The sequence below is a fragment of the Rhodococcus sp. SJ-3 genome, from assembly GCF_051918125.1.
In the GTDB taxonomy this organism is placed as follows: Bacteria; Actinomycetota; Actinomycetes; order Mycobacteriales; family Mycobacteriaceae; genus Rhodococcus.
On record NZ_CM123306.1, the window covers coordinates 3,629,309 to 3,643,777 of the forward strand.

Sequence of the window (14,469 nt, forward strand, 5' to 3'; positions counted from 1 at the left end):
CCTTCCCCAACGCTGCCCGGTCGCCATGCCCCGATAGACCGTCTCGGCCAGCACTTCTGGCCCCACGTCGGAGGTGACGTGTGGCTTGTACTGGACCCGGTCGGTTGTGTCGACCCGCGCGATCGGGTGCTCCACCGCCAGCTGCGGAGACGAAGGATACTGGCGCCCAGTCGGTTTCGTGCCGGGGAATGGCACCCCGGCACGCAGCGTCGATGCGCTGACGTCGGTACTGTGGGAGGCGAGCGACGATGCCTCTCGACGTGCCGTGGTTACCGAAACGGCCCTTGCGCACGCGGAAGCAGGCGAACACCTCGAGCCCCTCGATGCGCGCTGCCGAATCGGCAGGGATCGAGGGGCTCGAAGATCAGGACGTCAGTGGAGAACCTGGCGGGCGGGTGATGTGTCGGCCGGCGCGGAAGAATGCGCTCGCGGCTCGTTGCTGATTTACGCCTCTGAAGGGCGTGTGGATAGAATCCACCGTACGGTGCATGACAGCTCTTTCTGTCGTGTGCCCAGACCCCGGTTCGGTGTTAGCGCACCTGCCGGGGTCGACCTGTATTCAGGCCGGTGGAGCGATGATCTCACGTGGTGTGGTCGGGGTCAACTCGAACGATTGTTCGGTTCGCTAGGGAGTCTTGCCTGGTCACGGCATATGTCTATTGATCGGAGCTGTTGAGTACACCAGAGACGAGGAGCTGAACGAGGCGGTCGGCGTCGTAGTCGGGGTCGCCGGCTACTCCGATGCAGAGGTTTCCGATGCCCCTCATCAGGTTGTATGCGTCGACCGGCGCGACGTGTCCGGCGCCGCGATGTTCGAACGTGGCCTCGAGGAGTGAGGCGCAGACCGGTACGAGGCGATCGATGAAGTAGGCGTGCAGCGCATCGGATCCGGCGCTGTCTCCTTGCAGTGCGTCGGCGAGGCCGTGCTTGGTGACCAGGAATTCCACGAACAGTGCTACCCACGCGCGTAGGGCGGCTTCTGGGGTCGGGCTCTCCTCGAGCAGTCTTGGGCCGGCGTCGGCGCAAGCCTCGACCTGATGGCGGTACACCGCCACTACGAGTTCCGGGCGAGTCGGGAAGTGCCGGTAGATCGTTCCCATTCCGACCCCGGCTCTCGCTGCGATCTCACGAACCGGTGCGTCTACCCCGGACGTGACGAACACCGCCGCAGCCGCGTCGAGAAGCGCCTGTTCGTTCCGCCGCGCGTCGGCGCGCTTCGTGCGGCGTCCACTCTCATCGATCACAGAACACACTCTTTCATGCTGTCACGTGTTGCTATCCGGAACATCGCTCCGTATTATTCGGAACAGCGCTCCGTTTTCCATTTCATGGCAGGGAGCCGACCCTCGAAAGGATCCCGTTGTGACCTCTTCCGTCCTGACTACTCCACTTGTGTCCACCCTCGACGATCTCGTCGGCGACGGCACTCCCGTCGTGTCCGTTGCCCCCGTCGAACTGTCGGCCCGTGGTCGCGCACTGCCGCTCGACGTGCGGATCTCCGCGTCTGCCACCGGCTCCGACCTGCCGATCGTGCTGTTCTCACACGGCAACGGGTGGCACCACGACGGCTATGCGCCTCTGGCCGCGTTCTGGGCCTCCCGGGGCTTCGTCGTGGTCCAGCCCACCCACCTGGACTCCCGGCGCTACGGGATCGGATTCGACGACCCCCGCTTCCCGAGCATCTGGACCGAGCGGATCGCAGACCTCGGACGCATCCTCGACCAACTCGACGTCGTCGAAGCCGCTATCCCTGGACTGGGCGGACGGGTCGACCGCACCCGCATCGCCGTCGCCGGTCACTCCTGGGGCGCGCAGACCGCGCAGGCGCTTCTGGGCGCCCGGATCCTGGGCAAGGACGGGCAGGTCGGGGAGGACATGTCCGACAGTCGGGTCGCGGCGGGCCTCCTGCTGTCCGCGACCGGTGTCGGCGGCGAGGAGCTGCATCCCTTCGCGCAAGCCAACTTTCCATTCATGTATCCGTCGTTCGGGGAGCTCACCACGCCGACGCTCGTCGTGGCAGGCGACCGCGACCAGTCCCACATGTCGAGCCGCGGCCCCGACTGGTTCACCGACGCCTACACCCACAGTCCCGGCGCCACCGATCTCATCACCTTCTGCGATGCTGAGCACGCCCTGGGCGGGATTCCCGGGTACGAAGTCGCGGAGACCACCGACGAGAACCCGGAGCGTGTGGCCGTACTTCAGCGGATGAGCACCGTCTACCTCCGCACCGCGCTCGGCATCGACGACAAGTGGGCATCCGCCCGTGCGGCCCTCAACGACAGCGTCGACCCGATCGGTCACGTCCACAGCAAGTGAGCCGCTGTGCTTGCCGATCCGCTCGGAAACCATCCTCAGACCACCTCGCGGTGGTTCTGCATCGCCGAACGTGACTGGCACGCCTACCTCGCACACCGTCGAGCCGACTCGTCCCGGCACGAAAATGCGGTGCACCCGCGAGATGGCCGGAGCCCCTTTCGAATTTGCCGATGCAACCCCAGTCGGGGGGGATACATGTGCTCGGCTGACCTCAGTTCAAGCCCGCGTACCCTTCCGCAGGCTTCGACCGGAGCCGACCGTCGGGTAGGTTCCGATCATGACGCCGACGTGGGAACAGGTCCGGGGCTCGAACTACGGCACGATGGGACGCACCGTTCGCGGAACTGTCCACCGTCCGGACGGATCGTGGAACCGCGTGTGGCACGCGCCCGAGAACACCTGGCGTTACGAGAACGAGTCAGGTGAGCCCACCTTCATCGAGAACGCCACCGACAGATGGTCCAGCGACGGGAGCGGCACGATGGTGCACACTGTCAAGTCTCCCAACACCGGCTACGCAACCAGCGGCTCCTCGCCCGCCCTTCTGCTCCGCGCCTATGACGTGTTTGCTCCCCGGGCAACTCGCGGGTTCGACGACCAACGATTCGCCGGGCCGAGCGCGCCCAGACCAGTTCGCGTACGTGGCCGCGACGGTTGGGAGGTGAGCGCCCTCGACCAGCACGCGAACGACACGGTCACCTACGTGTTCGACGCAGAACTCGGTATCGCGCTGCGGTGGCAGCGTGGTGACGACTGGATGGAACTCGAAAACCCCAGTCTCGACGACGTATTCGATCCTACATTGTTCGCGTGGACAGGGCCGTCACGCCCAGCTGAGGATGACTTCGCGAGATTGAAGCGGGAGCAGGAGGAACGTCAGCGCGCTCTGGCCGGGATCCCTCAGGCGCTTCCCGCGTGGCTGCCGCTGACGATAAACGCACAGTCCCAATCCGGCGATGCCCGCACCGGCGAGCTGAGTGTGTCGATCAGCGGGTATGCGCCGCAGTTCACGCTGCGCCGATGGGTGAGCGCGATCGGCGAACCAAAAACCGAATGGCCGAACGATTCGACGCCGGAACGCTACCGGCGGTCCATCGGCGACTGGACGTACGAGATCCGCAGCCACCAGGACATCGACCGCGACGATTGCGCTCGGATCGTGGACTCCGTCGTTCCGGTCGACCCGCCGGATCGCGACCCCTCCGAGATCACCGCCGAACTCGCCGCAGAGGAGCACGATCGCCGCGAAGCGGAGGTGCTCGCCACCCTCGGAACAGGACGAGTCCTCACCGACCATCTCGAAGGCGAGTCACTGCTCATCCGCACCGACTTCACCGACGACGCCGCCTGGCGAAGCATTGCCGTCGCGGCCATGGCTCCGGTACCGCAGGGAGACGGAACCGATTTCGCTGCTTACCTCACCTGCATCGACAATCCGGAGTACGACGGGCTGACTGTCGACGGGCTTCTCGAAGCAATCGGCGAATCCCTGATGTACTACGCGTTTCTCGTCGACGCCGAGACGGTGAGCAACCCGGAGATGCCCATCGTCGCCGCCTACACGGGGCCGGACGAACCGCACCGGCCTCGCGGACGGACATTCCGTGTCATTCCCTCGGAGATGTGGGGTGTGGAGAACAACCTGTCGATCTCGAACATGGACTTCGAGTCTTTCGCAGACAGCGCCGACGAGGACGGGGTATTTCGGGGTTTCCCGGAACCCGTGCGTCCCGTCGAGGAAGTGACCACCCGCGAGATCGCGCAGTGGATCGCAGACGATCTCGATACCGACGCGCTCCGGGAGTTCCATGCCCAGATCGCCGGGCGGAAGTACTGCTATCCGGTGTCGTTGTTCGAGGTCGACCTGGCGGAGGCGCATGCTCACACCCGCGACACCGAACACGGAACGCACGCAGATCTTCTCGGGTACGACGAGTTCTTGGACGCGACTTCGGCTGAGGGGCCGGCGCTGCGCGGTACTGTGCCGACGCACAACGGCTATTGGACCTTCGTCCTCGACCGCGTTTCCCATCGACCGATCGCGGCGTACCGCATCACTTACGCAGCCTACGTGCCTCCGGCACCTCAGGAAGGTGTGCGGCAACCGATGAGGTTCGAGGTGCCGTTCGTATGCACTGAACCGGTCTCGTTCTCGACGCTGACCGACGACGACGATCTGATCGACCGAGATGTCGTGCAGCGAGCTGTTCTGGCCGAAGCTGCCCGGCTGCATCCCGACGGCGAGATCACAGGTGGCGTTCCTACGCTCCAGCGGATTCCACGTCTCGTGGGTTTCAAGATCGGCTGCTATGTGCATATCGATGGCCGGCCGGTGTTCTATGTGGCTATCGTGACGGACGTCGACGACGAGTTCATCGTTCAGGAGGTGCCGCTGGAGGGGATGCGGGTGGTCGGCCCTGGCGAAGCCTGAAAGGTGACCGGGCTTCGACACTCGGCCGGTGAGCGACATGAGTTCCGAGTGCGAAGTGGACGTGGTTCAGCCGAACTCGTCGACGCCGGCCGCTCGCAGGCGACGCCACATGTCGGCCGGGTGAACACCCTCACGGATCGCGTTGTTCTCGATGAGAATTCCCAGCATTTCCGTGCACGTGTAGGCGAGGTCTTCGAGAGCGAGACCGCTGTAGCGCGCCGCCAACCACCCGGATGTGTTGCCGGACTTCGCTGCCTGCGCCATGTCCAGAACAGTTTGGAACAGCTCGGAACTCGACGGTTCCTCGAGCTCGATGGCGGTGAGTTCTTGTGTCACCTTCGACGATCCTTCCTCGCAGTCAGTAGCCGATCCGCATGATCAGCTGCGGCGGGGTGGCCATTCCCAGTCGTGCGCCGAGACGTTCGGCGGAGTCTTCGATTCGTAGTGGATGGGTGAGAACCGACGCGGACAGACGCGCGTCGACGGCCGCAAGCCACGCACGTTCGGTGGCTATTCCGATCCGCACGAGATCGATCGGGTCGGCGGAGTCGGCGTTGAACAGCAGTACGGTTTCGCGGTCGATCGCGGCGGCCAGGGCCGATGAGTCGGGCACATCGGTGGTGATCATGGCTTTGCCTGCGGCACCGTGCTCGTCCAGCGTGGCATCCCACCCTTCGACGACCTCAGCGTTGCCTTCCGGTTGCCAATGCGACGTCCACGAGAACATCTCGCGCTGATAGTGGAGATTGCGACGCTTGGCCTCGGCCGAATAGGTGAGCATGTCGGCGAGCGCCGGAGCCTCGTCGGACGCCAGTAGGCGGATGCCCACACTCGGTTCCCCGGCTCCCGCCGCAACGACGTCGCCGATGGTTTCGGCAGGCACCGGAATATCTGCGAACGACTCGCGGTGGCTCTTGCGGCGGGAGATTGCAGCGTACAAGCGCAGATCGGAACTTGTCGGAACAGAAGTCCCGAGTGTCTCGATCCGTGCGACCACGGACGGACGATCGGGGAAGGGGAACAGCTGTGTGCGGACCTGCCTGCCGAGGACACGCATCGCGAGTTCGAGATGGGCCACTGCGGTGCCGCACGAGATGAGCCGATCGGGGCGCAGGGGATCCGTCCCCGGCTCGGCGAATTCGAGACGTTCCTCCAGCTCCGCGGCGGAGCCGGGAAGCGTGAGATCCCACGGTTGGGTGTCGTGTACCGAGGGCGCTTCGATGACGGCTCGCGCAATGATGTCGGTATCACTAGGCGACCAGGTTTCGGAATCGACGGTCATCGCTACCCTCCTCATCCGGTCGTCACCGAGCGCCGACACATGTCCCGGTGTACTACGAGCGTCTCCCACGAGTGCGAGACGATGCACGGGGCGAAGGTCCCGAAAGTGACGTCGAACGGCCCTGGGAAGAACGCCGTCGTGGAAGGCTGCGACCATGGCACCATCGAGCTGAACGAAAGGTGCGTGCGATGCCCCGCATATTTCTCGTCGACGACCACGAGATCGTCAGACGCGGACTGGTGGATCTGCTCAGCAGCGTCCCCGATTTCACCGTCGTGGGTGAGGCCGCGTCCGTGGGCGAGGCGCTGGCCCGGATCCCGGGGAGCGGCGCCGACGTCGCAGTGCTGGACGTTCGGCTTCCCGACGGCAACGGTGTCGAACTGTGCAGGGAGTTGCGTACCCGGATGCCCGAACTGCGCGCATTGATGCTCACCTCGTACTCCGACGACGAGGCGCTGTTCGACGCGATCATGGCCGGTGCGTCCGGATTCGTGCTCAAGCAGATTCTCGGCACCGACCTCGTGTCGGCGGTCCGCACGGTGGGGGAGGGTGGCTCTCTGCTCGACAGTCGCGCCACCGCCGCGCTGATGAATCGGATCCGCGCGTCGCGGAACGCCGACCCCCTCGCGGAACTGTCCGATCAGGAGAAGGCTGTGTTCGAGCTGATCGGCGAGGGAATGACGAACCGTGAGATCGCCGAGCGGCTGTTCCTCGCCGAGAAGACGGTGAAGAACTACGTGTCGCGGTTGCTGGCGAAGCTCGGGATGCAGCGCCGCACGCAGGCCGCGGTCCTCGCGACCGAGCTGCGTAAAGGCAAGCAGCAGGGCCAATCCTGATCCTGCTCGGGTACAGGACTATTCAGAGCGGAGCCCGCCACAGCACCCTGGTCCCTCCGACGTCGCCGGGGCCGATGATGCACATGCCACCGCATTGCGCGGCCCGGCGTTCGAGGTTTGCCAGCCCGCTTCGCCGCGGTGCATCGGGGAGTCCGGTGCCGTCGTCGACGATCTCGATACGGAAGTCGTTGTCGGCGGTCACCGACACCGTGATGTTCTCCGACTGCGAGTGGCGCAGCGCATTGCTGAGGCCTTCGCGGAGAACGGCTTCGGCATGGGGGTGGATGCGGTCGGGAACCAAAGTGTCGATCGGACCGATGAATTGGACGTTCGGCGCGACCGTCGAGTGAATGCTGAGATCGCCCACGACGTCGAGCAGCCTCCGTCGGAGGCTGGTGCCCACCGCGGCCCCCGTGGTGTGCAGATCGAAGATGGTCGTGCGGATCTCGCGCACCGTCCGGTCGAGTTGCTCGACGGCGTGATGAATGACGTCGGTGACCCGGCCGGGGTCTGCGCCGGGGACCATGACGCTCTGCAGGCTCATTCCCGTTGCGAAGAGACGCTGAATCACGTTGTCGTGCAGGTCCTGTGCGATGCGGTCGCGATCGGCAAGGACATCGAGCAAGCGTTTCTTGCGTTGTTGTTCGGCGAATTCGAGTGCCACGGCGGCAAGATTCGACATCGACTCGAGCCGGGCGATCTCCTCGTCGTCCCACGGATCGGATCCGGTCTCCCGGGTGACGATGAGCACGCCGGTGATGGTGGAGGTCGCCGACAGCGGCAGCACGATCGCGGTGCCTTCGTTGCCGTGCCCGGCCGACGGCAGCCCCGCCAAGGAGTCGGTGAGAACAGCCTGCCGGGTCTTGAGCGCATGCAGCACCGGCGTGTCGGTCAGGTCGATCCGCACGGTGTCGGCTGCCGGTGCGGTCGGTGATGCAGCGTGGAGCGTGCCGTGGGAACCGTCGACGAGGACGACGAAAACTCCAGCGCAGCGGGCAAGTTCGCGGACCTGGCCCGTGAGGAGGCCGAGTGTTTCGTCGACCGAGCCACCCACGAGAAGACGCGCGTTGATCGAGGCCATCGCCGCGAGCCACCGCTCGCGAGTCAGTGATCCTTCGAACAGGCGCGCATTGTCGACAGCCATCCCCGCGGACGTTGCCAGTACCTTCAGGATCACCGCATCTTCCTCGGTGAACTCCGGGTTGCCCAGCTTCTCGGTCAGATAGATGCTGCCGAACACTTTGCCGCGGATCATGATCGGAGTCCCCAGGAAGGACTTCATCGGCGGATGGTTGGGGGGAAACCCGATCGACGCCGGATGCTTCGACAGGTCGGCCAGTCGCACCGGCCGCGGATCGTTGATCAGCAGCCCGAGGATGCCGCGCCCTTCCGGCAGGTGCCCCATCTTGCTGCGTTGAGCAGTGCTGATGCCTTCGTAGACGAACTCCGACAGTCCTCCGTCGGCGGCGCGCACACCGAGCGCCCCGTACCGGGCATCGAGAAGTGACACCGCGGATTGGACGATGCGTTGCAACACGGAGTCGAGTTCGAGTCCCGACCCGACCACGAGCACCGCCTCGAGCAGGCTGCGCAGAGTCTCGGGTGCCGTGGCGGCGTCGTCGAGACGGTCACGCAGCTCGGTCAGGAGGGTGTCGATCGGCGCTTCGGTGACCGAATCGGGCATGTCGTTCACAGGGAGTCTCCCAGCAGGTCGAGTACCGCGGTGACCGTCTCGGCGGAGAGATCGGTCTTCGCTCGGCTCAGATCGTGACCGGCCGCAGGCACCTCGAGAAGGGCCGTGGGTCCGGTCACCAACGCTGCGGCGGCCGTGATCTCGTCGAGGGTGCCGAACGGGTCGCGGGCGCCGTGCACGAACACCGTCGGCACCGCGACGGCGGGCAGATGCTCGGTCCGGGCTTTTTCGGGCTTACCCGGCGGATGCAACGGGTACGACAGGAGGACCAGGGCGTCGGCGATCCCGGGTCGCTCGGCTAGGAGCATGGATGTCTGTCGGCCGCCATAGGAAACACCGCCGACCATGATCGGTCCGGTGTGCCGTTCGCGCAGCGCGGCGATAGCCTCGGCCACTCCCGACCGATCCTCCGCGGCGCGGGCCGGTTGGGGCGGTCCCTTCGGTTTGCGACGCCGGAACGGCAGGTCGTAGCGGAGCGAGACGATGCCGTGTTCGGCGAAGCGCTCACACATCACCTGCAGGATCTTCGCGTCGCTGTTGCTGCCTGCGCCGTGGGTGAGCGCTATCGCGCCACGCGGCTTCCCGTCGGGGATATGCAGCCGGCCGTGCACGGTTCCGGTGTCAAGGAGTTCGACGCTCACCAGACCACCGTAACCGGGCTCATGGCGCATTCCGGTCGGAAGGAGCAGGTGCGGGTGTGCCGCGCGGGCGCACGAGAGTGGTCCACAGGTGGCGCAGCATGGCCGTGAACACGAGCAACCACGCCGCCATCGCGACCCACAGTTCGGCCGCACCGACGGCGCCGACGAGCGGCAATTCGTCGGCACGGCCGAGGTAGATCCCCGCGACGGCATACATGCCGAGGGGGAACACGATCGACCACAGCGACGAGTCATACGTCAGTGGGACCTTGTGGACACGGTGCCGCCACCAGCCCGCTGCAATCAGTGGCGGGAACAACCAGGTGGCGAAAGCCCAGATCACGACCGCGAGGCCCGCGATCAAGCCGCGGGTGGCATCGACCATCGGCGCGTCGGACATCTCGACGATCTGTGCTCCGGCCACGACAGTGATCGAGCATGCTCCCATCGCGACCCAGTACGGAGCAGTCAGGTCTGTGGGTCGCAGCGGATATTGCAGCATCCGCGCACCGACGAAGATCCCGGCCGCGGCATACAGGAACAGGCCAACGGCCCACGTGAACACCGCGACCGCGGCCAGCAACCGGTCCAGTTCCTGGTAGACGGGCTGCAGTGCCGCAGCAGCGATGGCGACGGATTCACTGGCCACCACCCAGATGAACCAGGTGCCGTTGGCCTTCGCGAGGACGGGACGCTTCGTCGTGCCGAGGACTGCGGTCCACGGGATCACATATCCGAGTACCAGCCAGGTCAGCGCCGCGAATAGCAGTAGCACCGCCGCAGTGGAATGCCAGCCCTCCATCATCAGACGTACCCCGAGGACGTTGCTCCCCGCGATGAAGGTGAAGAAGCCGAACGCCCGCGACGAATCGGCCATGTCGTCGTACAGGTCGTGCCGGAACTTGATCGATCGCCAGATCGAGAGCACGAGAAGAACCGCGTACGACACGGCTGTGACGATCAGCAGGATCACCGACGCGACGTCGAATCCTCGGAGATGGGCACCGATCGAGATGATGCCGCTCGACATGACGAGAGCGAAGTATCCGGGTGCGAGCGTCCGGACCGCCGCGCCGGAGCGGGACGAGAGATCCACTCGGCACACCCTACTTCAGCAGGCGGGACATCCTGCGATCAGCAAGGATCTTCCCGCCGGTCTGGCAGGTGGGGCAGTACTGGAAGGATCGTTCGGAATACGACACCTCGCGGACGGTATCGCCGCACACCGGGCACGGCAGCCCTGCCCGGGCATGCACTCGCAGTCCTGAGCGTTTCTCCCCTTTGAGCCGGGCGGCGTCCTGACCCACCGATCGGTCGACGGCGTCGACGAGGACCGAGCGCATCGCGCCGTAGAGAGTGGCGACCTGCTCACCTGTGAGACGCGACGCGGTGGCGAACGGAGACAACCGGGCGACATGCAGGATCTCGTCGGAGTAGGCATTGCCGATCCCTGCGAGCACCGACTGGTCGACGAGAAGCGTCTTCAGGCGCGCGGTACTGCCCTCCAGCAGCGCACCGAACTCGTCGGCGGTCACGTCGAGGGCGTCCGGTCCGAGTCGTGCGATACCCCGGACCTGGGCGGGGTCGCGGACGACCCACACTGCCAGACGTTTCTTGGTGCCTGCCTCGGTGAGATCGAACGCGGGGGTGGAGGCGTCGGGGCGGAACAGGTGCACGCGCAACGCCAGCGGCCCCTTGCCGAGCTTCGGCGGTGTCTGTGACGGCTCGTCGAGCCATCGCAGCCATCCGGCCCGCGACAGGTGCGTGATCAGCGACAGATCACCGCAGTCGACGACGAGGAACTTGCCGAAGCGACGGGCCCCGGTGATGTCGCGCCCTTGCAGCGTTGTGATCGGGGGATCGGCGGTCTGCAGCACGCTCAGGGCCGCGACGTCGATGCGACCCACCACGGACCCGACAGCGTGTTCACGTAAGAACACGGCGAGTGCTTCCACTTCGGGGAGCTCCGGCATGCCTCTCAGGCTACGACCCGTGCGCGGTCTTGGTAGCTCTGACGACCAGAAACGCGCACGGGTGGCGCAGCCGCCTAGACTGCCAACCGTGACTGTCCCGACTCCCTATGAAGATCTGCTGCGCCTCGTCCTGGACACCGGGACCCCGAAGTCCGACCGCACCGGCACCGGCACACGCAGCGTGTTCGGGCATCAGATGCGCTTCGACCTCGCGCAGGGCTTTCCGCTGATCACCACGAAGAAGGTCCACCTCAAGTCGATCGTCTACGAGTTGCTGTGGTTCCTGCGCGGCGACTCGAACGTGAAGTGGCTGCAGGAGCACGGGGTCACCATCTGGGATGAATGGGCGACCGACGAGGGAGAGCTCGGACCTGTCTACGGCGTCCAGTGGCGGTCGTGGCCGGCACCCGACGGCAGGCACATCGACCAGATCTCCGGTGTGATCGACACGATCCGGAACAACCCCGATTCGCGTCGCATGATCGTGTCGGCGTGGAACGTCGCGGATCTCGACGACATGGCGCTGATGCCGTGCCACGCGTTCTTCCAGTTCTACGTCGCCGACGGCAAGCTCAGCTGTCAGCTGTACCAGCGCAGCGCCGACATGTTCCTCGGCGTGCCGTTCAACATCGCCAGCTACGCACTGCTCACCCACATGGTGGCGCAGCAGACCGGACTCGACGTCGGCGAGTTCATCTGGACCGGCGGCGACTGCCACATCTACGACAACCACATCGAGCAGGTCACCGAACAACTCACCCGCGAGGCGTACGGGTACCCGACGCTGAGGCTGGCACCGCGCGATTCGATCTTCGACTACCGCTTCGAAGACGTCGAGATCGTCGACTACCGGCACCACCCCGCGATCAAGGCACCGGTGGCGGTGTGAGCGACCATGTCACGCTGATCTGGGCACAGACTCCCGGCGGTGTGATCGGCCGCGACGGCGCTATCCCGTGGCACGTCCCGGAGGACATGGCGTTCTTCAGGAAGGCGACGATGGGCAAGCCCGTCGTGATGGGCCGGCTCACCTGGGATTCGCTGCCGGAACGATTCCGGCCATTGCCCGGCCGCCGCAATGTGGTGGTCACGCGCAACCCCGAGTGGTCGGCCGACGGTGCCCTCACCGCGTCGAGTGTCGACGAGGCACTGGAGAGGGCCGGTGACGGCGAGATCGTCGTGATGGGCGGCGGCCAGATCTACGCGCAGGCGATGGATCACGCCACGCAGCTGCTCGTCACCGAGGTCGATCTCGAGGTCGACGGCGATGCCCTTGCCCCGCCGGTCGGACCGGAGTGGATTACTGCCGACACCGGCGAGTGGACGACGTCCACCTCCGGAACCCGATTCCGATGGATCCGGTACATCCGAAGTTGAGTGGCGGATCTTCCGGTGCGCCATACTGCGAACCATGGACAAGCTCTCGCTCACCGCGCTGGCCCGACAGCAACTGAAACTTGCCGCCACCTCGAGTAGCGGACGCAGCTCGCACACCGTGTTCGGTGGGCACGCCAAGAGCCTGCGGCAGACCGTCGTCGCGCTCCAGGCCGGACGGGAACTGCGCGAGCACGACAGTCCAGGCGAGGCGACCCTGCAAATCCTCACCGGTCAGTTGCAGTTGATCGCAGGAGACAATTCGTGGAAGGGCTCGCCCGGCGATCTGCTGATCATCCCGCCGGAGCGGCACAGCGTCGAAGCGCTCGAAGACGTTGCGTTCCTGCTCACCGTGTCCATGTGAGCCACGCTCGAGATGAGCGAAGTGCCTACAGCACAGGGGAATAGCCGCGATAGCCTTCCCATGCGAGTCTCCGCTCACTGCGAGGATCGTGCTCCACGCGGGTCGGCACGTCGAACACCACGGTCGCGCGGTCGGTCTCGTCGTAGCGAGGCCACGACGGCAACGGTTCGCCGTGTCGCGCGAACTGCAGCCACTGGCGTTGTACCGAGGCGGAGACCGTCCGCAGATCACGACGGCCACCCACCGAGGTGAGCAGCCTGCCCAGCAGTTCGTCGGCCTGTCCGAACACGGCCAGCAGTTCGACGGCGTGCGTGGCGTCGAAACCCGTCCATCGAAGCAGGCGGGGAGCGAAGTCGTAGCGGTAGGCGAACGTCGGTGCGTGGCGTGAGTGTGCTTGGGCGATCTGCACCGACGGATACCAGAAGGTGGTGTCGCCGCCGAGGTCGATGGCGGCACGTTCGGAGGGATACCCGGGATACGCTGCGGTGATGCGTTCGTGGGCGTCGGGGTCGGTGCCCGCGAACATCCGCTCGATCCGTTGCGGATCGGTGGGGAGTGCATCGAGGAACCGCGGGAAGAGCGCACCCTCGCGGTCGTTCGTTCCGATGATCAAGGGGACCGGGTGCGCGGTGCCCGCTTCGTACGCCTCGAGTGGTGCCACCGGCAGGTACTTCCCGTCGACGACCGGACCGAACGGGTGCAGCCCCGGCGTCGCACGCAGGACCGAGGCACCGAGGCGTGAGCCGGCACGACCCAGTTCTGCCGGGGATGCATCCGACAGCGCCTTCGCTGCGGTGGCGGCGTCGGCGCCGAGCAATTCGACGAAGCGCCGACCCCACTCGCGAGTGCGGTCGACGGTGTTGACCAGCCCCGGCGCGGGGCTCTGCGCGATCGCGCGCGCGAACAGTCCGTGCGCGGCAGGGGTCGCGAGCAAAGTGGTGATCGACGTGCCGCCCGCGGACTCACCGAAGATGGTCACGTTCTGCGGGTCTCCGCCGAACGCGGCGATGTTGCGTTGGACCCATTCGAGCGCTGCCACTTGGTCGCGGAGACCGAGATTGGAATCGAAGAGGCGAGAGGCGCCGGAGTACTCGGTGAAGTCGAGATAGCCGAGCGCGCCGAGACGATAGTTGAGCGAGACGTACACGATGTCGCCGTCGCGCACGAGGGATTCTCCGTTGTACACGGACAACGCGCTGGTGCCCATGGTGAAGGCACCACCGTGGATGAACACCATCACCGGCCGGGGCGTGTGGACGCGGCCGGACGGGGCGAGCACGTTGAGCGTCAGACAGTCTTCGCCGGCGGCGACCCGGGTGCCCGAGCCGGTGACCAGGCCGCGTGGATGCTGGCTCGCGGCGTTTCCGAAGCGAGTCGCGTCGAGGACACCCGACCACGGCTCGACGGGTTGCGGCGCACGCAACCGCAACGGGCCGACCGGCGGCGCGGCATAGGGGATACCCCGCCAGGCGACGAGGTCGCCATTGCGGATTCCGCGGACGGCGCCGTCCGGGGTGACGAGCATCTCGGACGTCATGGTGCGCACTGTACGTGAC

The 14,469-nt window shown here is 65.9% G+C and carries 14 protein-coding genes; 6 read left to right on the forward strand and 8 right to left on the reverse strand.

Features of this window, described 5'->3' with window-relative positions; genetic code table 11:
• Positions 1-656 precede the first annotated feature (656 nt).
• Positions 657-1,244, reverse strand: a complete 588-nt coding sequence (locus tag ACTDXD_RS16880) for a TetR/AcrR family transcriptional regulator (protein ID WP_440123460.1) — start codon at positions 1,242-1,244, stop codon at positions 657-659.
• Positions 1,245-1,362: 118 nt separating this feature from the next.
• Between ACTDXD_RS16880 and ACTDXD_RS16885 the strand changes: the two genes are divergently transcribed.
• Positions 1,363-2,319: an alpha/beta hydrolase family protein gene (locus ACTDXD_RS16885; protein WP_440123461.1), complete on the forward strand. Its 957-nt coding sequence runs from the start codon at positions 1,363-1,365 to the stop codon at positions 2,317-2,319.
• A 277-nt stretch (positions 2,320-2,596) separates the two neighbouring features.
• Positions 2,597-4,750 (forward strand): DUF6924 domain-containing protein, encoded by a 2,154-nt coding sequence (locus tag ACTDXD_RS16890; RefSeq protein WP_440123462.1) that lies wholly within the window; start codon positions 2,597-2,599, stop codon positions 4,748-4,750.
• 66 nt (positions 4,751-4,816) lie between these two features.
• Here ACTDXD_RS16890 and ACTDXD_RS16895 read toward each other — a convergent pair whose 3' ends face one another.
• On the reverse strand, positions 4,817-5,086 hold the full coding sequence (locus ACTDXD_RS16895; protein WP_440123463.1) for a hypothetical protein: 270 nt from the start codon (positions 5,084-5,086) through the stop codon (positions 4,817-4,819).
• 22 nt (positions 5,087-5,108) lie between these two features.
• Entirely contained in the window at positions 5,109-6,032 is a 924-nt protein-coding gene (locus ACTDXD_RS16900; protein ID WP_440123464.1) for a nitroreductase family protein, read from the reverse strand.
• A 188-nt stretch (positions 6,033-6,220) separates the two neighbouring features.
• Between ACTDXD_RS16900 and ACTDXD_RS16905 the strand changes: the two genes are divergently transcribed.
• Positions 6,221-6,868, forward strand: a complete 648-nt coding sequence (locus ACTDXD_RS16905; protein WP_440123465.1) for a response regulator transcription factor — start codon at positions 6,221-6,223, stop codon at positions 6,866-6,868.
• Between the two features lie 22 nt (positions 6,869-6,890).
• Here ACTDXD_RS16905 and ACTDXD_RS16910 read toward each other — a convergent pair whose 3' ends face one another.
• From ACTDXD_RS16910 to ACTDXD_RS16925, 4 genes are read right to left on the reverse strand one after another with little or no spacing between them, the layout of a single operon-like run.
• The gene (locus ACTDXD_RS16910; protein ID WP_440127673.1) at positions 6,891-8,552 is read right to left on the reverse strand and encodes a sensor histidine kinase; all 1,662 of its coding nucleotides are present in this window, start codon (positions 8,550-8,552) and stop codon (positions 6,891-6,893) included.
• Between the two features lie 5 nt (positions 8,553-8,557).
• Positions 8,558-9,202 carry an alpha/beta hydrolase family protein gene (locus ACTDXD_RS16915; protein WP_440123466.1) on the reverse strand — a complete coding sequence of 215 codons (645 nt, stop codon included), beginning with the start codon at positions 9,200-9,202 and terminating at the stop codon, positions 8,558-8,560.
• A 19-nt stretch (positions 9,203-9,221) separates the two neighbouring features.
• Complete coding sequence (locus ACTDXD_RS16920; protein ID WP_440123467.1) at positions 9,222-10,307, reverse strand: tellurite resistance/C4-dicarboxylate transporter family protein; 1,086 nt, start codon at positions 10,305-10,307, stop codon at positions 9,222-9,224.
• A 1-nt stretch (position 10,308) separates the two neighbouring features.
• On the reverse strand, positions 10,309-11,175 hold the full coding sequence (locus tag ACTDXD_RS16925; protein ID WP_440123468.1) for an Fpg/Nei family DNA glycosylase: 867 nt from the start codon (positions 11,173-11,175) through the stop codon (positions 10,309-10,311).
• Positions 11,176-11,263: 88 nt separating this feature from the next.
• On the opposite strand from ACTDXD_RS16925, the gene ACTDXD_RS16930 reads away from it, so the two are divergent.
• Genes ACTDXD_RS16930 through ACTDXD_RS16940 form a run of 3 tightly spaced genes read left to right on the forward strand, consistent with a single transcriptional unit; the run spans position 11,264 to position 12,913 of the window.
• A complete protein-coding gene (locus ACTDXD_RS16930; protein ID WP_440123469.1) occupies positions 11,264-12,064 on the forward strand; it encodes a thymidylate synthase in 801 nt (266 codons plus the stop codon).
• A complete protein-coding gene (locus ACTDXD_RS16935; protein ID WP_440123470.1) occupies positions 12,061-12,552 on the forward strand; it encodes a dihydrofolate reductase in 492 nt (163 codons plus the stop codon). Before ACTDXD_RS16930 ends, ACTDXD_RS16935 begins: the two co-directional genes overlap by 4 nt.
• A gap of 34 nt (positions 12,553-12,586) precedes the next feature.
• A complete protein-coding gene (locus ACTDXD_RS16940; RefSeq protein WP_440123471.1) occupies positions 12,587-12,913 on the forward strand; it encodes a cupin domain-containing protein in 327 nt (108 codons plus the stop codon).
• A gap of 25 nt (positions 12,914-12,938) precedes the next feature.
• Here ACTDXD_RS16940 and ACTDXD_RS16945 read toward each other — a convergent pair whose 3' ends face one another.
• On the reverse strand, positions 12,939-14,450 hold the full coding sequence (locus ACTDXD_RS16945; RefSeq protein WP_440123472.1) for a carboxylesterase/lipase family protein: 1,512 nt from the start codon (positions 14,448-14,450) through the stop codon (positions 12,939-12,941).
• Positions 14,451-14,469: the final 19 nt, after the last annotated feature.